Source organism: Aeromonas sp. 601027 (assembly GCF_049174455.1).
GTDB lineage: Bacteria > Pseudomonadota > Gammaproteobacteria > Enterobacterales > Aeromonadaceae > Aeromonas > Aeromonas veronii_A.
In genome coordinates this window covers 1-17317 of the sequence record NZ_JAAKTN010000017.1, presented here as the reverse complement: position 1 = coordinate 17317, position 17317 = coordinate 1, and the positions used below count along the sequence as shown (strand labels likewise).

The 17317-nt window shown below is 61.0% G+C and carries 16 protein-coding genes; 10 read left to right on the top strand and 6 right to left on the bottom strand.

Features of this window, described 5'->3' with window-relative positions; translation table 11 throughout:
- Positions 1–36: 36 nt before the first annotated feature.
- The 3 genes from glgB (at position 37) to msrB (ending at position 4825) form a co-directional block, all read left to right on the top strand.
- A complete protein-coding gene (gene glgB / locus G5193_RS18940; protein WP_421206872.1) occupies positions 37–2214 on the top strand; it encodes a 1,4-alpha-glucan branching protein GlgB in 2178 nt (725 codons plus the stop codon).
- A complete protein-coding gene (glgX, locus tag G5193_RS18935; protein ID WP_335831148.1) occupies positions 2214–4370 on the top strand; it encodes a glycogen debranching protein GlgX in 2157 nt (718 codons plus the stop codon). The genes glgB and glgX overlap by 1 nt, the downstream gene beginning before the upstream one ends.
- Before the next feature lie 68 nt (positions 4371–4438).
- A complete protein-coding gene (gene msrB / locus G5193_RS18930; protein WP_421206870.1) occupies positions 4439–4825 on the top strand; it encodes a peptide-methionine (R)-S-oxide reductase MsrB in 387 nt (128 codons plus the stop codon).
- A 73-nt stretch (positions 4826–4898) separates the two neighbouring features.
- Here msrB and chrA read toward each other — a convergent pair whose 3' ends face one another.
- Together chrA and G5193_RS18920 are read right to left on the bottom strand one after the other, a co-directional pair.
- Entirely contained in the window at positions 4899–6050 is a 1152-nt protein-coding gene (gene chrA, locus G5193_RS18925; RefSeq protein ID WP_421206868.1) for a chromate efflux transporter, read from the bottom strand.
- A 73-nt stretch (positions 6051–6123) separates the two neighbouring features.
- Positions 6124–6579 carry a nucleotide triphosphate diphosphatase NUDT15 gene (locus tag G5193_RS18920; RefSeq protein ID WP_421206866.1) on the bottom strand — a complete coding sequence of 152 codons (456 nt, stop codon included), beginning with the start codon at positions 6577–6579 and terminating at the stop codon, positions 6124–6126.
- Positions 6580–6785: 206 nt separating this feature from the next.
- Here G5193_RS18920 and G5193_RS18915 point away from each other — a divergent pair, with 206 nt between their 5' ends.
- Together G5193_RS18915 and G5193_RS18910 are read left to right on the top strand one after the other, a co-directional pair.
- Positions 6786–7013 (top strand): hypothetical protein, encoded by a 228-nt coding sequence (locus G5193_RS18915; RefSeq protein WP_005335715.1) that lies wholly within the window; start codon positions 6786–6788, stop codon positions 7011–7013.
- 145 nt (positions 7014–7158) lie between these two features.
- A complete protein-coding gene (locus G5193_RS18910; protein ID WP_005343224.1) occupies positions 7159–7476 on the top strand; it encodes a hypothetical protein in 318 nt (105 codons plus the stop codon).
- A gap of 131 nt (positions 7477–7607) precedes the next feature.
- Here the strand turns inward: G5193_RS18910 and G5193_RS18905 are convergent, their stop codons facing one another.
- Together G5193_RS18905 and G5193_RS18900 are read right to left on the bottom strand one after the other, a co-directional pair.
- Positions 7608–8084, bottom strand: a complete 477-nt coding sequence (locus tag G5193_RS18905; RefSeq protein ID WP_005304871.1) for an Lrp/AsnC family transcriptional regulator — start codon at positions 8082–8084, stop codon at positions 7608–7610.
- Between the two features lie 311 nt (positions 8085–8395).
- A complete protein-coding gene (locus G5193_RS18900; protein ID WP_421206863.1) occupies positions 8396–9019 on the bottom strand; it encodes a helix-turn-helix transcriptional regulator in 624 nt (207 codons plus the stop codon).
- A gap of 106 nt (positions 9020–9125) precedes the next feature.
- On the opposite strand from G5193_RS18900, the gene G5193_RS18895 reads away from it, so the two are divergent.
- Together G5193_RS18895 and G5193_RS18890 are read left to right on the top strand one after the other, a co-directional pair.
- The gene (locus G5193_RS18895; protein WP_421206861.1) at positions 9126–10355 is read left to right on the top strand and encodes an MFS transporter; all 1230 of its coding nucleotides are present in this window, start codon (positions 9126–9128) and stop codon (positions 10353–10355) included.
- Positions 10356–10465: 110 nt separating this feature from the next.
- Positions 10466–11284, top strand: coding sequence for a Cof-type HAD-IIB family hydrolase (locus G5193_RS18890; protein WP_160882250.1), 819 nt, complete (start codon positions 10466–10468; stop codon positions 11282–11284).
- A gap of 51 nt (positions 11285–11335) precedes the next feature.
- Here G5193_RS18890 and G5193_RS18885 read toward each other — a convergent pair whose 3' ends face one another.
- A complete protein-coding gene (locus G5193_RS18885) occupies positions 11336–11899 on the bottom strand; it encodes a DUF2799 domain-containing protein (RefSeq protein WP_421206859.1) in 564 nt (187 codons plus the stop codon).
- Positions 11900–12105: 206 nt separating this feature from the next.
- Here G5193_RS18885 and G5193_RS18880 point away from each other — a divergent pair, with 206 nt between their 5' ends.
- Both G5193_RS18880 and G5193_RS18875 read left to right on the top strand, forming a co-directional pair.
- A complete protein-coding gene (locus G5193_RS18880) occupies positions 12106–12945 on the top strand; it encodes an isopenicillin N synthase family dioxygenase (protein WP_216952056.1) in 840 nt (279 codons plus the stop codon).
- A gap of 211 nt (positions 12946–13156) precedes the next feature.
- Positions 13157–14470, top strand: a complete 1314-nt coding sequence (locus tag G5193_RS18875; protein ID WP_421206857.1) for a sodium-dependent transporter — start codon at positions 13157–13159, stop codon at positions 14468–14470.
- A 3-nt stretch (positions 14471–14473) separates the two neighbouring features.
- Here G5193_RS18875 and G5193_RS18870 read toward each other — a convergent pair whose 3' ends face one another.
- Complete coding sequence (locus G5193_RS18870) at positions 14474–15193, bottom strand: substrate-binding periplasmic protein (RefSeq protein WP_421206855.1); 720 nt, start codon at positions 15191–15193, stop codon at positions 14474–14476.
- Positions 15194–15624: 431 nt separating this feature from the next.
- On the opposite strand from G5193_RS18870, the gene G5193_RS18865 reads away from it, so the two are divergent.
- Positions 15625–16938 (top strand): sodium-dependent transporter, encoded by a 1314-nt coding sequence (locus tag G5193_RS18865; RefSeq protein WP_421206853.1) that lies wholly within the window; start codon positions 15625–15627, stop codon positions 16936–16938.
- Positions 16939–17317: the final 379 nt, after the last annotated feature.

The window sequence follows — 17317 nt, the reverse complement described above, 5'->3', positions numbered from 1 at the left end:
GCCGGAGTGGATGCTCTGTCATGAAAGGAAATCTCGATGCTCGTTGAACGTTTGGTTGCTGCCCGCTGTTCCGATCCCTTCTCTCACTTAGGCCTGCAGGCCAATCCGGATGGGCCCGGCCTCAAACTGACCGCCTGGTTGCCTGATGCCCTCGAAGTTCGCGTCAAGGATCTCAAGTCGGGCAAAGTCGTTGCCACCCTGGCGCCCACCGATGAATCGGGTCTTTTTGAAACTGTTTTCACCCGCCGCAAAAACTCCTTCCCCTATCAGCTGCTCGCCAGCTACCAAGATGCCACCACCGAGGTCATCGACCCCTATCAGTTTCAGGATGCCGCCTGGGCAGGCCTGGCCGAACTGACCGCCCAGCCGGAAAACCTCTATCACACCCTTGGCGCCCAGCTGCGCACCGTGGAGCATCTTGGCCAGCAGGTGGAAGGGGTGCGTTTTGCGGTCTATGCGCCGAGCGCCACCGCCGTGAGCCTCATCGGCGATTTCAACTTCTGGGATGGCCGCCGCCACCCGATGCAGCGCAGCCTCTGCGGTCACTGGGTGCTGTTTGTGCCGGGCCTCAAGGCCGGGGATCGCTACAAGTTTGAGCTCAAAGACCCCATGGGCAACCGGCTGCCCCACAAGAGCGATCCGGTCGGCTTTTACTGCGAGCAGTATCCGTCGTTCGCCTCCGTGGTCTATGACCACGCCCAGTACCAGTGGCAGGATGCCGAGTGGATTGCCAGCCAGCACAACGACAAACGCGAGCAGCCGCTCTCCATCTATGAGCTGCACGTCGGCTCCTGGAAACGCCACCCCAACGGCGACAGCCTGAGCTGGCGTGAACTGGCAGTGGAGCTGGTCGCCTACGTCAAGGAGATGGAGTACACCCACATCGAGCTGCTGCCTGTCTCCGAGCACCCCTTCAGCGGCTCCTGGGGCTACCAGCCGGTGGGCATGTTCTCCCCCACCAGCCGCTACGGCACCGCTGATGATTTCAAATACTTCGTCGATCAGTGCCACCAGGCCGGGATCGGCATCATTCTGGACTGGGTGCCCGCCCACTTCCCGTCCGATGCCCACGGACTGGCCCGTTTCGACGGCACCCCGCTCTACGAATATGAAGATCCGCGCCGTGGCTGGCACCCGGACTGGAACTCCTACATCTACGACTTCGGCCGCGACACAGTGCGCCAGTTCCTGGTGGCGAGCGCCCTGTTCTGGCTCGACAAGTTCCACATCGACGGCCTGCGGGTGGATGCGGTCGCCTCCATGCTCTATCTGGATTACTCCCGCAACGCCGGTGAATGGGTACCGAACGTCGATGGCGGCAACCACAACTACGAGGCGATCAGCCTGCTCAAGTGGACCAACGAGGAGGTCTACGGCAAGTATCCCCACGCCATGACCATAGCCGAAGAGTCCACCGCCTTTGCCGGTGTCTCCCGCCCCACCTTCCTCGGCGGCCTCGGATTTGGCTTCAAGTGGAATATGGGCTGGATGCACGACACCCTTACCTATATGCAGAAAGAGCCGATCCACCGCCGCTACCACCACAACGACATGACCTTCTCCATGGTTTACCACTATGACGAGAACTTCATCCTGTCGCTCTCCCACGACGAGGTGGTGCACGGCAAGCACTCCATGCTCTACAAGATGCCGGGCGACGAGTGGCAGCAAGCAGCCAACCTGCGGGCCTACATGGGTTTCATGTACGCCCACCCGGGCAAGAAGCTCAACTTCATGGGCACCGAAATCGCTCAGAGCAACGAGTGGAACCACGACGCCCAACTGCCGTGGCATCTGCTGCAATATCCCAAGCATGCCGGTCAACAGCGGCTGATCCACGATCTCAACCACCTCTACCGTCATGAGCCTGCCTTGTATCAGGCCGATTATGAGCAGACCGGCTTCCGCTGGCTGGATCATAACGATGCCGACAACAGCATCTTTGCCTGGCTGCGGGCGGACAAAGAGGGCAAGCAGTCTATTGTGGTGGCTTGCAACTTCACCCCGGTGCCCCGTATCGAATATCGGATCGGCGTCCCTGCGGCGGGCCACTATCGGGTGGTGCTCAACACCGACAGCGAGTATTACTGGGGCAGTAACTATGATGTAGGTCTGGTGTTCGCTGCCGAGCCGACCCCCTGGCAGGGGATGGCACACAGCATAGTGCTGGATCTGCCGCCGCTGGCGACCTTGTTTATCAAACAGGAGTCTTGATGCTTGTAATGGAAAAAGGGGTGGGCCACCCGCTGGGGGCCCGCCTTGACGAGAACGGTTGCCACTTCTGCGTCTGGGCCCCCCAGTCGGACAAGGTGGAGCTCTGCCTGTACGACGAGCAGGAGCAGGAGCTGATGCGGCTGGAGTTGCCCGGCCGCCGTGGCCAGTATCGCTTTGGCTACGTGCGCGGCGTAAAGGCCGGTCAGCGCTACGGCTATCGGGTCTATGGTACCCCGCAGGAGGGGATGCTGTTCGATCCGCAAAAACTGCTGATCGACCCCTACGCCAAGGCGCTCAGCCGTCCCACCTACTGGGATGAAGCCCTCTATCAGGGTGACAGCGCCGGAATGATTGCCAAGTCGGTGGTAGTGGATGACAGTTTTGACTGGCAAGGGGTTGGCAAACCCGGGATCAGTCCGGCCCGCACCATTATCTACGAGACCCACGTCAAGGGCTTTACCAAGCAGCACCCGGGGATCCCCAAAGCGCTGCAGGGCACCTACCTTGGCATCAGTCACCCGCTGGTTATCGAGCACATGAAGAGTCTCGGCATCACCTCGGTGCAGCTGATGCCGGTGGCCGCCTTCATGTCGGAACCGCGACTGGAACAGCTGGGACTCACCAACTACTGGGGCTACAACCCCATTGCCTTCTTCGCCCCGGAGCCGCGTTACAGCACCCGAGCAGACGAGGCGGTGACCGAGTTCAAGACCATGGTACGCGAGCTGCACCGGGCCGGACTCGAGGTGATCCTGGATGTGGTCTACAACCACACTGCCGCCTCTGGCTTCGACGGCCCCACCCTCTCGTTCAAGGGCTTTGACAACGCAGGTTACTACGCCTTCGAAGCGGGCCCCCACGGCCCGGACTACACCCGTCACGCCAACGTGACCGGCTGTGGCAATAGCGTCAATCTGGATCACCCCAACACCCTGCGACTGGTGCTTGATGCTTTGCGCTACTGGGTCACCGAGATGCAGGTGGATGGCTTCCGTTTCGATCTGGCGGTGACACTGGCGCGGGAAGCGGGGGAGTTCGAGCCCATGGGCGCCTTCTTCAAGGCAGTGATGGCCGACCCAGTGCTGTCACAGGTCAAGCTCATCGCCGAACCCTGGGATATCGGCCCCTTCGGCTACCGGCTGGGTCAATTCCCGAGCCAGTGGCAGGAGATCAATGACCGCTACCGCGACACAGTGCGCGCCTTCTGGCGCGGTGATGCGGGCAAGATGGGGGACTTTGCCACCCGCTTGGTAGGCTCGCGGGATATCTTCCCGAAGAACTGGCGATCACCCCACACCAGCGTCAACTACCTCTGCTATCACGACGGTTTCACCCTGGAGGATCTGGTCTCCTACAACCAGCGCCACAATCAGGCCAACGGTGAAGACAATCGGGATGGTCACGGCAACAACCTCTCCTATAACCACGGGGTAGAGGGGCCGACCCTGGATCCGCGGGTCAACAGCCTGCGCCAGCAGCAGAAGCGCAATCTGATTGCCACTCTGCTGCTCTCCCAAGGCACCCCCCACTTCCTCGCCGGGGACGAGATGGGCCGCAGCCAGCTTGGCAACAACAACGCCTACTGCCAGGACAACCAGATCAGCTGGGTCAACTGGCAGTGGCGACCGGAGGATGAGCGGCTGTTCGCCTTCACCCAGCAGATGATGGCGCTGCGGGCAGAGTCCTGCGTCTTCTCCAACCTGCAGCTGAGCGACGACAGCTGGAATGGCACCCCATCCAGCTGCCATCAGGTCAACTGGTATCACCCGGACGGCCACCAGCTCACCGATCAGGATTGGCACGCCCCCATGGGGCAGGCGTTCGCCATGGATATCGGCATGATCAACTGTGTCGGCGAGCGCTGGTACGTGCTGTTCAACGCCAGCGACTACGATATCCAGTTCCGCCTGCCGCCGCCGGGAGAAGGGCTGGAGTGGATCCAGACCATCGACACCGCCACCAACGATGGCCTCCCCTTCCTGCCCGATGACATCAAACGGCAGGTGGCAGTCGGCCGAGCCCACTCCCTCAAACTGCTGGAGCGGGTGGCACTGGCCAGCACGGCGGAGGATGCCCAGCCACCGCAGCAGGAAATTCTCCCTGCATCCGGTGAGGAGATGGTTGCCACCTCGATCACAGATACAGGCAAAGCATAAGAGGCATGCTGGAGTCAGCTTTACGGAGCCGCTATGCTGGGCTCCGGTATGGATGGCAAGGAGTCGGTATGAGCAGTAACAATCCGGAACAGTGGCGCAGCAAACTGACCCCCGAGCAGTTTCATGTCTGCTGGGAGAAGGGCACCGAGCGCCCCTACAGCGGCGCCCTGCTCCACAATCGCAAGAGCGGCGACTACCTCTGTGTCTGCTGCAAGAGCGTGCTGTTTCACTCAGAAGCCAAGTTCGATTCCGGCTGCGGCTGGCCCTCGTTCGACAAGGCCATCGAGGGGACGGTAGAGTACACCGAGGACAACAGCCACGGCATGAAGCGAGTGGAGATCACCTGCCGCCAGTGCGGCTCTCACCTCGGTCACGTCTTCCCCGACGGACCGACCGAGACAGGCCAGCGCTACTGCGTCAACAGCCTGAGTCTGGATTTCGATCCCGAGGTCTGAACGTCTTACCCATTGCAATAAAAACGGCGCCTCCATCACGGAGGCGCCGTTTTTAATCGGGATTTCACCGCATTCACGCCAGCAGGATAGCAGCCATCACCAACAGGGCCGCGATGGCCGGCACCGGCAGCTTCAACACCCGCAGCAGATAAAAGCCGATGGCCGCCAGCGCCAGATCGGTCGGCGCCAGCACCGCACTCTGCCACACCGGCTGATAGAGGGCCGCCAACAACAAGCCCACCACGGCGGCGTTGATTCCGGTGACGGCCCCCGCCAGACGGGGCCGGGCCAGCCACTGTTGCCAGCAGGGGCCCACCGCCCAGAGCAGCAGAAAACCGGGCACAAACAGCGCCAGGGTCGCCAACAGGGCCCCGATCAGCGGCATTTCGGGCTGCAGCTGGGCGCCAAGATAGGTGGCAAGGGTAAACATGGGGCCCGGCACCAACTGGGCCAGGCTGTAACCGGTCAGAAACTGCTGCTCGTTGAGAGTGTGTCCCACGCTCTCTTGCAGTAGCGGCAACACCACATGGCCACCGCCAAACACCAGACTACCGGCGCGATAGAAGTCGGCAACCAGCTGGCCAAGCGGACTACCGAGCAGCGGCAGACCGATAAAAAGGATGCCAAACAGCAGCAGGGTCGGCCAATGAGGCTGACTGCTGGCGGCAGAAGGCTGCTCGGCGGAGGCTGGCACACTACCCGCCCCGCGCTGGCTGCGGGCGCAGATCAGCGCAGCTCCCGCCAGCATCAACAGTTGAGTCATCAGACCGGGCTGCCACCAGAGTGCAGCAGCGGTCACCACCATAATCCCTTGGGTCACTCCAGTGGCACAGAACTGACGACTCATGGTGAGCACCGCATCGGCCACCACGATGAGCGCCAGCAGCTTGAGGCCGTGCAGCGCCGCATCAAGCCACAAATTGCTGCCCAGCTGACCGATACCGATCGCAGCCGCCAGTAGCAGAAGAAATGAGGGCAGCGTGAAGCCAACAAAAGCAGATAGCGCCCCGCCCAGACCGGCGCGATGACGACCGATGGCGAAACCAAGCTGGCTGGAGGCAGGCCCCGGCAGCAGTTGGCACAGCGCCAGCAAGCGGGCAAACTCGGCCTGTGTCAGCCAGCCGAGCCGCTGGACGAAGGTGCGCTGGAAATAGCCGATATGAGCGGCCGGGCCGCCAAAACTGATGCATCCCAGCCATAAAAACTGAATAAATACCTGTCCCACGCTCTTCCCCCTCATCCCTCTTCTCACGATGGAGAGGAGATATTATGACAGCGCGATGATCGTTTTATGACAATCAGACTGATTCGGCCGACACCATGGGCACATCACCCGGCAGATAGCAGCGTCCCGCCAGCCAGCAGGCGATGGACTGACGGCTGGCGTCGAAATGGGGCTCGGGCAACGCGCGCGGATCGCACCAGACCCAGCCTTCGCACTTCTCCGGCTCCAGCAGCTGCGGCTCACCATCGGCCCGGGCGTGCAGCGTCACCGAGACATAGTGCAGCCCGCTCTCGCGCCAGGTCTCCAGATTGTTGGTCACCGCCACCACCTCGGGCCCGTGGATCTCCAGTCCGGTCTCCTCGGCCACCTCGCGGATCGCCGCCGACTCGAAGCTCTCCCCCAACTCCAGATGACCACCCGGGATCGACCAGTAGGGGGCATGGCTTCCTTTGCGTTTGCCAAGCAGAACCTGGCCTTGGGCGTTGGTCAGGATGACGCCGACCCCGACGCGGGGATAGAGAGTGGACATGAAAACGCTCCTTCAATAAGGCAGTAAAACGGCCCCACCTTAGGCCCAAGGAGGGCACAGGGCAAGCCCCGGCTGCACGGCACCTGCGCCTGTCGGTGACCCCTCCCCTTGCCCCTTAACCGGTTATCACTGATGCTGGGGAGTGAAGCCCTGATGGAGAGGCCATCCCCATCCTCTCAGTCCCCCATCACCCCGAGGAGTCCGCCATGAAAAAATTGCTCCCCCTGTGCGCCCTGCTGCTCACGGCTTGCCAAACCACGCCGCCCCCCAACTCGCTCGCCATCGATGATGCCGACGCCTGGCAGGCCATTTGCAAAGATGGCACCCGGGTTCGCGCCGTGGTAGCAGAGGGGATCTGTGGGGATCATCGCGGGGTAGCCATGTGGACGAATAAGCCAAGAGCTGAACGGATGGCAGAAGAAGCCGCCAAATAGTGTGATCCAGGCACCATAAAATGACACTGCCGGCCAATTGGCCGGATTTTTTCGCGATCTCGCCAGCACTTTGCCACCTTGTTCATGGTGCGCTCAGTTTTCTGTTCCCATACTGGCCCTACAGTTCCAAAAGAGGAGAGACAAGATGCAAACATCCATCGTCGGGCTCTCCATTCTGTGGGGGCTAGCCAGTTTTGGTGTTCAGGGGGATTTCATCGAGAGCCGTGATTCCGTTGCGCCATCCTGGCAAGCCGAGTCCAGAGTGGAGATGGAAGGTTATCTGATTGAATCGCTTGGCGAAGATCGCTGGCTGTTCGACAACGGCAGCGAGAGCCTGCTGGTCTCCCTGCCCGAGGGGCAGTGGGTGCCGACCGGCGAGCGGCTGCGGGTCAGCGGCGAACCGCAGCAGGAGCAGAGCGGCTGGCTGCTGCAGGTGGAAGACATCAGCCAGGTCAGCGTCTGACAGCGGCAGTCGCCCCGTCACCGCGACAGCTAATCCAGACCCGATAACCACTACCGAATAACCAAGAGCGAATAGTAAAAGAGGAGGCCACTGGCCTCCTCTTTCTGTTTATATAAGCGGCTTGCGCGGGCTCAACCCAGATGGTTGAGCGGCAGCGCCGTCTTGTGCTTGATGCGGCGCAGCACGAAGCTGGAGCGCACCCCGGTCACCCCCGGAATATGGGTCAGCTTGTCCAACAGGAAGTGCTGGTAGTGCTCCATGTCGCGCACCACCACCTTGAGCTGGTAGTCGGCATCATTGCCGGTGATGAGGTCACACTCGAGCACTTCGGGCAGTTCGCTGATGGCGCGGTCGAAGTTTTCGAACCGCTCGGGCGTATGTCTGTCCATGGAAATGTGAATGTAGGCGGTGAGGGTGAGGCCAAGCTGGCGGGCGTTGAGCAGAGTAACGTGGGTGTCGATGAGACCGGCATCCTCCAGCGCCTTGACCCGGCGGGAGCAGGGGGACGGCGAGAGCCCGACCAGCTCGGCCAGTTCCAGATTGCTGATGCGGCCATTCTCCTGCATCAGCTCGAGAATATGTCTGTCTATGCGATCAAGTTTCAGCATTTACCCTTCCTCGTTGCAATGACTAATCCACTTTTCCTAGATTAAGGGTGAACTATTGCAAAAACAACCGAAATAAGTGGTTGCTTTGCAACCACTCACCGGCACGGGAGGGATACTATGGTTACATCTTCCGGTGGCAAAGCAGATACCTGACCGGGTCTCTGCGGTGAAGGACCTTACCGGGTCAAGAGCCCCATCAGCCGTCTTACCTTATCGGGAAACGACGGGCTGGAACGAGAGAACCCCCTCCCCGAAGGCAACAAAGCAGGCATCCCGGCGCCTGCTTTGTTGTTTTTGGGCGTTTGACGAAATCAGAGCGCGGGCGGCGTGATGCGATAGAGGCAGCGATGCGCCCCCTCCAGCAGATATTGCTCCCGCTCCACCGTCGCCGGCGCCAGCAGCTGGCGAAACAGCGCCAGTTCGCTGCGACAGAAACCGCGGCAGGTGCGCGCCGCCGCACAGATGGGACAGTGGCTCTCCCACAGCAGCCAGCTGCCATCCTCTTCGCGGCGGATCTCCGCCATATAGCCCTCGCGGCTGCGCAGCTCCCTGAGCGCCGCTAGCCGACCGGACAATCCCTTGTTGCCCAACGCCTCCTGATAGCGAGCAAGCATTTGCTGCTCCCGCTGCAGGATCAGCCGCTCCATCCCCTCCTCGCCAAACAGCTCGCGCACGTTGTCGATCAGCTGCACTGTCAGGTCGCTATGGCTATCGGGGAAGCGCTGCCAGGCCTGCTCGGTGAGCTGCCACAGCCGCACGGGACGACCGCGCCCGCGCGCCTCGTCGCTGAATGTGACCCACCCATCCTGCTCCAGTGCGAGCAGGTGCTGGCGGGCGCCCATGGAGGTCATCTGCAACTGCTCCCCCAGCGCGGCGGCGCTCTGCGGGCCATGGCTCTTGAGCAGAAACAGGATCTTGTCGGTGCTTGCGTTCATGACCCCATTATGGGGAGCCCCCTTTATTAAATCAACAATTCACTTTACTTAATCCTATCTATGAATCAGCATAAATAAACCAATAACTTTATTTAATGGGTGCAACATGGAGAAACACGAGCACAAAAATCCCCTCTGGGTGCTGGTCATGACGGTCACGCTGGCAGTTGCAGGCTTCAGTCTCCCCTCCCCGGTGTTGGCCCCCTTGCTGCTGGATCCGGCGCAGGGAATGCTGACACCGGAAGCCTCCGACTGGAGCCGCAAGGTGTGGCTGGGGGTCATCATGGGGCTCTATCCGCTGTTCCAGCTGGTGGGCAGCCCCTGGCTCGGTCGCCTCTCCGACCGCTATGGCCGCAAGCCACTGCTGTTGCTCTCGCTGGCGGGGGTGCTGGCAGGCTATGCCCTGATGGCACTCGGTATCGCCTGGCGCTCCCTCCCCCTGTTACTGCTCAGCCGGATTGTGGAGGGGCTGTGCAACGGCAACATCGCCATCGTGCAGGCAATGGTGGCGGATCTCGCCGGCAAGGAGCACAAGGCCCGCAGCTTCGCCTGGATCAATATCGGCATGAATCTGGGCTGGGTCGTGGGGCCGATGATCGGGGGCTACGCCGCGGTGATCTCGGGTGATTACAGTCTGGCCGCCTGGCTGGCGGTAGGAATGACCCTGCTCAACCTGCTGCTGGTCTACTGGCTGATCCCCTATCGTCCGCCTGTGGCGGCCACCCGTCAGGCAGCGACCCTCTCCAGCCGCCAGCTATTGCTGCAACCGGCCCTGCTCCCCTACTTCGCACTCACCCTAATCAGCTATGGCGCCGTGCAGCTCTATTTCACCTACTTCAATATCTGGCTGGTGGAGCGGCTGGCCTGGGATCCGGCCCAGCTGGCGCAGGCAGCGGTGCTGGTGAGCCTGCCCATGATGGCGGGCTCCTGGCTCGGCTCCCGCATCGCCCGCCACTGGCGCGGCAGCTCCCTCGGGATTGTCGGCCATCTGGTGATGGCGAGCGGCATGCTGCTCTTTATCCTGCCCGTGCACTGGTGGGGGCTGGCGCTCACCTTCATTCCGGCCGGCATCGGCATGAGTCTGGGGGAGCTGGCCACCTCGGTGGCGGTCTCCAACCGCAGTCACCCGGAGCAGCAGGGGCAGGCGATGGGACTCTACCGCGCCCTCGCCGTGGGCAGCGAGATCTTGGCGGTGCTGCTCGGCAGTCTGGTGCTGCTGGCCGGTACCGAGTGGCCCTTCTATCTCGCCACCCTCTGCTCCCTTGCCAGTGCCGCCGGTTTCTATCTGCTGCGTCGCCGCGCCGACCGTCGTCAACAGCTGGCAAGCTGCACCTGAGCCACGAAGGGATCACAGTTCGGCGCTTCGGCCGCGGGCAAGACTTGCATCGGGGCGCCGGGTCTGGGACGGTAAAGCTCTTTGCGGATTTGTTCGATGCTGGAGGAGCTATGAGTGAGTACAAGGCCATCGCGCTCGATATGGATGGCACCCTGCTGACCCGGGATCACAAGATCTCGTCGGCCACCCGGGCAGCACTGGCGCAGGCCCGCGCCCACGGCATCAAGGTGCTGCTGGTCACGGGGCGCCACTACATGACGGCGCGTCCCTTCCATCACGAGCTGGCCCTCGATACCCCCCTCATCTGCAGCAACGGCGCCTATCTCTATGATCCGGTGCAAAACGGGATCCTCAGCGGCGACCCGCTGGCGGCCGCCCCGCTTACCGAGCTGCTGGCCGCGGTCGAGGCGCAGCAGATGGGCGCCCTGTTCCACCTGAGCGAGGGGATCGGCTACATCGGCTGTGAAGAGCATGTCACCCGCATCCGCCACTGGTCGGCCAATCAGCCGGACCACCTCAAGATCGCCCTCCACCCGGTCGAGGAGCTGGCAGGCTGGCTCGATAACCCGGTCTGGAAGCTGGAGTTGTTCAATCAGGATCCGGCACGCCTGCACACCTTTATGGGCGAGGTGGTCGAGCAGATGCCCTTTACCCGCGACTGGGCGGCCCCCTATGCGGTGGAGCTGGTACAGCCCGGTTGCAGCAAGGGCAACCGGCTTGCCCAGTGGGCAGCCAGCGAAGGGATTGCGATGGAGCAGGTGGTAGCGTTTGGGGATAACAACAACGACATCAGTATGTTCGAGCAGGTGGGGCTGGCAGTGGCCATGGGCAATGCGGCCCCGCAGATCCAAAGCCATGCCCATCGGGTCACAGCCGACCACAACGAAGATGGTATCGCACTGGCGCTGCAGCGCTGGGTACTGCCCTGATCTGACAGGATGCAACATGGCCAGCACGCGGTCTGGCCATGAAGAGAGGGATTAACCGCCGAAGGAGAACTGGATCACCCGATCCGGATAGCGCAGACGGTTGTACTCCCGGCGCAGGGATTCGTAGTGGCGAATGGCCCGATCGCGCTTGGCGCGGTAATAGTCACGCTGTTCCGTGTTGGTTTCGTTGCGGATGCTGCGCTCCAGCGTATCGATATCACGCTCGGTACGCTCCAGCTCGGCGCTGATCTCCCGCAGGCGGGCAGCCAGTTTGTACTCTTCGTAGCCACGCTGATACTGCTTGAGGAAGCTGGCGTCATTGGGGCATACCCCCAGATAAGCCTGCCCCTCCTTGCCCTTGCTGTAAGCCAGCTCGGGAATGCAGTAGAGCTCCAGCCCCTTGTCGTAGCCCCGTTTCCACTCGGCTTCATCCACTTTGAGGCCATATTCGCTGCAAGACGAAACGTAATCGCGGGTCGCCTGACGGGTTTTGCCTTCCGATCCATCCTGATAACCCAGGTTGTACCAACTCATGGTACGGCACTCATCTTCTGACAGGGCACTGCATCCCGCCAGCAATACCGGCAGGGTCAGCAACAGGATTTTGGGGGACATGAACAGACTCCGGAAAAGATAGTGAGCGGCATTCTAGAGAGGATAAAAGGCCATAACAAGGGATGCGCCCCCGTGTGATCTGGCGCGGTTTATTTGATGCTTTTGTCACTATTCAACGCAGTGCCAGACGGGCGGCCAACCCGCTTTCCTTGTTATCAGGTGCAAGGTAAACTGCGCCATCTTTTAACTGGCGCGCAACAAAAACAATGAAAGTCCTGACCGTCGATTACCGCTCACCCGATGCGGCCCAACGCTTCACCGAATCCCTGCGAACCACCGGCTTTGGCGTGTTGACCAACCACCCCATTCCGAAAGAGCTGGTGCAGTCCATCTACGACAACTGGTATCGCTTCTTCATGAGCGAGCAGAAGCAGGATTTCCTGTTCAACCGCGAAACCCAAGATGGCTACTTCCCGCCGTCGGTCTCCGAGGTGGCCAAGGGCCATAGTCAGAAAGACATCAAGGAGTACTTCCACATCTACCCCTGGGGCCAGATACCGGAAGAACTGAAGGAGCAGGCGATGGAGTACTATCGCCTCGCCAACGGTCTGGCCGCCGAGCTGCTGGGCTGGGTGGAGCAGTACACCCCGGCCGATATCGCCGCTCACTACAGCGGCCCCCTCTCCTCGATGATCGAAGAGAGCCAGAAGACCCTGCTGCGGGTGCTGCACTACCCGCCGTTCGATGGCACCGAGGAGCCGGGCGCCATCCGTGCCGCCGCCCACGAGGATATCAACCTGCTCACCATTCTGCCCGCCGCCAACGAGCCGGGGCTGCAGGTGAAGGGTTCCGATGGCGAGTGGATGGATGTGCCGTGCGACTTTGGCACCCTCATCATCAACATCGGTGACATGCTGCAGGAGGCCTCTCGCGGCTACTACCCTTCCACCACTCACCGCGTCATCAACCCGACTGGTGGCAATGCCGCCAAGTCACGCATCTCCCTGCCGCTGTTCCTCCATCCGCGCCCGGATGTGGTGCTCTCCGAGCGCCATACCGCCCACAGCTACCTGATGGAGCGGCTGCGGGAGCTCGGGGTGATCTAGTCCACCGACGAGCCATTGTCAGAGACCAAACCGGAGCAATCTCGCTCCGGTTTTTATTTGGTGGCAGGATTGGGCAAAAAACAGAATTAAATTAGCCAATCGTGCCAATAAATCGCATTTATGCCTGATAACCGTCGTAGTGATTGCGCCGTGACCTCCGTAACATGAGCGCCATTCTGCCCCTGCCCAGGGGCGCTCGATTGGAGTTCTTATGAAGCAGTCCCAATGGTCATCCCGACTCGGCTACATCCTCGCCGCAGCGGGTTCCGCGGTCGGTATCGGCGCAATCTGGAAATTCCCCTACGTCACAGCCGTCAACGGCGGCGGCGCCTTCCTGCTGGTCTTTCTGCTGTTCAGCTTCACCCTGGGGGTTGCGGTACTGATGGGGGAGACCCTGCTCGGCAGCATGAGTCGCCGCGGGGTAGTCGGTGCCTTCTCCGATCTGCTCGGCAAACAGTGGCGATGGGTTGGGGTAATGGGGGTGATCTCTACCCTGCTCATCTACTGCTTCTACAGCGTGGTGGGCGGCTGGACCCTGGGTTATACCGGCATGGCCATCTCCGGCCAGCTCAATCATGGGGATGCGGCGGCCCTCACCGCCCGCTTCAATGACTATGTCAGCGGGGATGTCTGGCCCATCCTCACCCACCTGCTGTTTGCCGCCCTCACCTGGATGGTGGTGCAAGGGGGCATTCAGAAAGGGGTGGAGCGCACCCTGCGCTGGATGATGCCAGCCCTGTTCCTGATGATCCTGATGCTGGTCGCCTTTGGCCTCACCCTGCCCAATGCGATGGCGGGGGTTCGTCACTTCCTGATGCCCGACTTCAGCAAGCTGGGGATGTCCGGCGTACTCGATGCCATGGGGCTGGCCTTCTTCTCCCTCTCCATCGGTCTGGGCATTCACACCACCTACGGCGCCTATCTGCCGACTAGCGAAGGGGTTGGTCGCTCCAGCCTCTGGGTGGTGCTGCTAGCCAGCATGGTGGCGGTACTGGCGGGGCTGATGATTTTCCCGGTGCTGGCCTCGACCGGTATCGACCCGGCATCCGGCCCCGGCCTCACCTTTATGACCATGCCGGCGGTGTTTCAGCTGCTGCCCTTCGGTCAGGTGCTTGAGGTGATCTTCTTCGCCCTGCTGGTCTTTGCGGCGCTCTCCTCGGCCATCTCCCTGCTGGAGCATTTGCAGTGCTTCCTGTGCGAGACCTGGGGCTGGTCACGCCGCACGGCCTGCAGCGCCATCACTGGATTCGTCATAGTTAGCGGTGTTCCGGTCAGCCTGTCGTTTGGTTCGCTGCAACACGCCACCCTGTTTGGCAAAACCATTTTCGAGTTGCTGGACTTTGTCACCTCCAACCTGATGATGCCGCTGTTCGGCCTGATGCTGACGCTGCTGCTGGGCTGGAAGCTGGGACGCAAGGCGCTGCCGCAGGGGATTGCCAGCCACTGGCATCACTTGCTGATGAACTGCTGGCGCTGGATTGCCCCCTTGCTGATCGGCGGGATCTTGATTCGCGGTCTGGTGTGACGGTTACTCTTCGCGGGTGGGCTGATCGGCCCGCCCCTGGGCGGCTCTGACGGCCTCCAGGGCATGTTGCCAGCGGGTGATCTCGGCATCATCCGTTCCCTTGGAGAAGACGATATAGAGACCGGCCTGATGGAGCAGCACGCCACTGCTGACGATGCTGCGCCGGGATAACCCCATCTTGTCGAGGGTGGCCTCCATCACCAGCTCCGCCATCGGCAAGGCATCGATCTTGCCCAGCATCAGCCGCTCTATCGCCTCCCCGACCGTCTTGTAGCGCACCAGATTGGTGTAGCCCTCATGGGTCAGCCGCACATCATCGGCATTGCCCAGCACGACCCCCACTCTGGGCAGATCTCGCAACTGTGCCAGCGAGGTCAGCGGGTGGCGACTATCTGGCGCCTGATAGATAAAGACCCGATTGATAAAGAGCGGGCCAACCCATTTGAAATGGGACTCCCGCTCCGGGAGCCGCTGTACCACGAACAGTCCATAGCCGGGCTCGACCCGTGCCAACGCCAGCGCCCGCTTGAGCGGGTAAATCCGCACCGGATAACGGGTGCCAAGCTCCTCCTGCACCTCATCGATCAGGCGAATGGCAAATCCGTCGAGCTTGCCGTCGCGGTATTCGGTAAAGGGGGGTAAATCGTGACTCAGCAGGGTTAATCCGGGCTGCGCCGACACACTCAGGCTGATCAGTAACCAGGGCAGCATCATCCATCTCATACGACATCCTGTCTCATCGTTGTCCCCGTCAGTGCCATGTCGCGGTCACTAGTTCCAGAAGAAGCTACGTCGATTATCGCCCAGTAAATAGCCACAAGGTAGAAAAGATGCTGCCCTGCGAGGTTCCCCACATTGAGTTGTACGTACAGTCAGAGTGGTGACAGCGGCACACATAAAAAATTTTTGATTTTATGTGTCAATTATTCTTTCCATGGTTTAGGCTGTTCCCTCATTCATTAGTCAGGTTGCCACCTCATGTCTGCCATCCTCGTGCTGTTTGGTCGATTTTTTAGCTCGCAAGAGAGGTGACCTTGCACGCACAGTTTTTCTGAATGTTCATTGCAAAGGTCGCCTCAGGCGGCCTTTTTTATGGTCTGTCGTTTATTGCTACAGAGGAGTATTGCTTCGATGTCGTGTTACCCGGAGGTTGTATGAGCCAGGTTCAGTGGTCTTCCCGTCTCGGTCATGTGCTGGCCGCAGCAGGCACAGCGATTGGCCTTGGTGCCATCTGGAAGTTTCCCTATGTGACCGCCACCAATGGCGGTGGCGCCTTCCTGCTGGTGTTTCTGCTGTTTAGCTTCACCCTGGGGGTAGCGGTACAGGTCGGCGAAACCCTGCTCGGCAGCCATAGCCAGCGCGGGGTGCTCGGCGCTTTTCGCAAACTGGTGGGGCCGAACTGGCGCTGGATGGGGTATATGGGGATCGCCTGCGGCTTCTTTATCTACAGCTTCTACAGCGTGGTGGGCGGCTGGACCGTGGGTTACGCCGCGCTGGCGATGGCTGGCAAGCTCAACCTGAGCGAGGGGAGTGCCCTCACCGCCCTGTTCAACGGCTATGTCAGCAACCCCTGGTGGCCGGTGCTGACCCATCTGATTTTCGCAGGCCTGACCTGGTGGTTCGTGCAGGGGGGTATTCAGAAAGGGGTTGAGCGGGCACTGCGCTGGATGATGCCCGCGCTCTTCATCATGATGTTGCTGCTGGTTGGGGTCGGTCTCTCCATGCCGGGCTCCATGGCGGGTGTACGCCAGCTGCTGCTGCCGGACTTCTCCATGCTGACCGGCCAGAGCGTGCTGGACGCGCTGGGACTGGCCTTCTTCTCCCTCTCCATCGGGCTAGGGGTACACACGACCTATGGCGCCTACCTGCCCAATAGCGAAGGGGTACTGCGCTCTGGGGTCTGGGTCGTCACCCTGGCAAGCCTGATCTCGGTACTGGCTGGGCTGATGATCTTCCCGGCGCTGGCCTCCACCGGTATCGACCCTACCGCAGGGCCCGGGCTCACCTTTATGACCATGCCTGCCGTGTTCAGTCATCTGCCGTTCGGTCAGGGGCTGGGGGTGGTCTTCTTCCTATTGCTGCTGGTCGCTGCCCTCTCCTCCTCTATCTCCATGCTTGAGCATCTGGTGCGCTTTACCACCGAGGAGTGGGGCTGGTCGCGTCGTGGCGCCTGCCGGGTGTTGACCCTGCTCATCATGGCCTCCGGCATTCCGGTGAGTCTGTCGTTCGGCCCCTGGAGTGATCTGACCCTGTTTGGCAAGACCATCTTCGAGCTGCTCGACTATCTCACCTCCAACCTGATGATGCCGCTGTTTGGTCTGGTGCTGACCCTGCTGCTGGGCTGGCGACTGGGTCATGCCATATTGCCTGCGGGCCTGTCACCCGCCCTGCGTCTGGCGCTGCTCTGGTGCTGGCGCGTGGTGGCGCCGCTGCTGATCAGCGGGATCCTGATCCGCGGGATCATGTAACGCTTTGCGAATCCGTGCGGGCAGGCCTTGGCCTGCCCTTTTTATTGCTGGCGTTTGCTTTATTACAGGCGTTCATATAAGCAGCATCACGATGGACAGGAGTGAAGTCAGTGGCCGTCGAACAATCTCGGAAGAGCAGGATGAAGAAGGATCGGAGTGGCAGAGTGGCACATTAAGAGGTGGCGTTCGGCTCGCCACACCGGCAACAGAAGAAGTTGAAGTACTGAATTGCGGGCAAAAAAATCCCCATCTGAATGGGGACTTTCTCTGCAACCGCAGCTGATATCTCAGCCTCGCTTGCGAATATGGTGGTCGTTACTGGGATCGAACCAGTGACCCCCTCCTTGTAAGGGAGGTGCTCTCCCAGCTGAGCTAAACG

Coding starts and splice junctions, on each gene's coding strand:
- G5193_RS18915 (WP_005335715.1), top strand. CDS start 6,786: ATGAAAAAATTGCTCCCCCTGTGCGCCCTGCTGCTCACGGCTTGCCAA.
- G5193_RS18895 (WP_421206861.1), top strand. CDS start 9,126: ATGGAGAAACACGAGCACAAAAATCCCCTCTGGGTGCTGGTCATGACG.
- G5193_RS18920 (WP_421206866.1), bottom strand. CDS start 6,579: ATGTCCACTCTCTATCCCCGCGTCGGGGTCGGCGTCATCCTGACCAAC.
- glgX (WP_335831148.1), top strand. CDS start 2,214: ATGCTTGTAATGGAAAAAGGGGTGGGCCACCCGCTGGGGGCCCGCCTT.
- G5193_RS18910 (WP_005343224.1), top strand. CDS start 7,159: ATGCAAACATCCATCGTCGGGCTCTCCATTCTGTGGGGGCTAGCCAGT.
- G5193_RS18870 (WP_421206855.1), bottom strand. CDS start 15,193: ATGAGATGGATGATGCTGCCCTGGTTACTGATCAGCCTGAGTGTGTCG.
- G5193_RS18900 (WP_421206863.1), bottom strand. CDS start 9,019: ATGAACGCAAGCACCGACAAGATCCTGTTTCTGCTCAAGAGCCATGGC.
- G5193_RS18875 (WP_421206857.1), top strand. CDS start 13,157: ATGAAGCAGTCCCAATGGTCATCCCGACTCGGCTACATCCTCGCCGCA.
- glgB (WP_421206872.1), top strand. CDS start 37: ATGCTCGTTGAACGTTTGGTTGCTGCCCGCTGTTCCGATCCCTTCTCT.
- G5193_RS18885 (WP_421206859.1), bottom strand. CDS start 11,899: ATGTCCCCCAAAATCCTGTTGCTGACCCTGCCGGTATTGCTGGCGGGA.
- G5193_RS18890 (WP_160882250.1), top strand. CDS start 10,466: ATGAGTGAGTACAAGGCCATCGCGCTCGATATGGATGGCACCCTGCTG.
- msrB (WP_421206870.1), top strand. CDS start 4,439: ATGAGCAGTAACAATCCGGAACAGTGGCGCAGCAAACTGACCCCCGAG.
- G5193_RS18880 (WP_216952056.1), top strand. CDS start 12,106: ATGAAAGTCCTGACCGTCGATTACCGCTCACCCGATGCGGCCCAACGC.
- G5193_RS18865 (WP_421206853.1), top strand. CDS start 15,625: ATGAGCCAGGTTCAGTGGTCTTCCCGTCTCGGTCATGTGCTGGCCGCA.
- G5193_RS18905 (WP_005304871.1), bottom strand. CDS start 8,084: ATGCTGAAACTTGATCGCATAGACAGACATATTCTCGAGCTGATGCAG.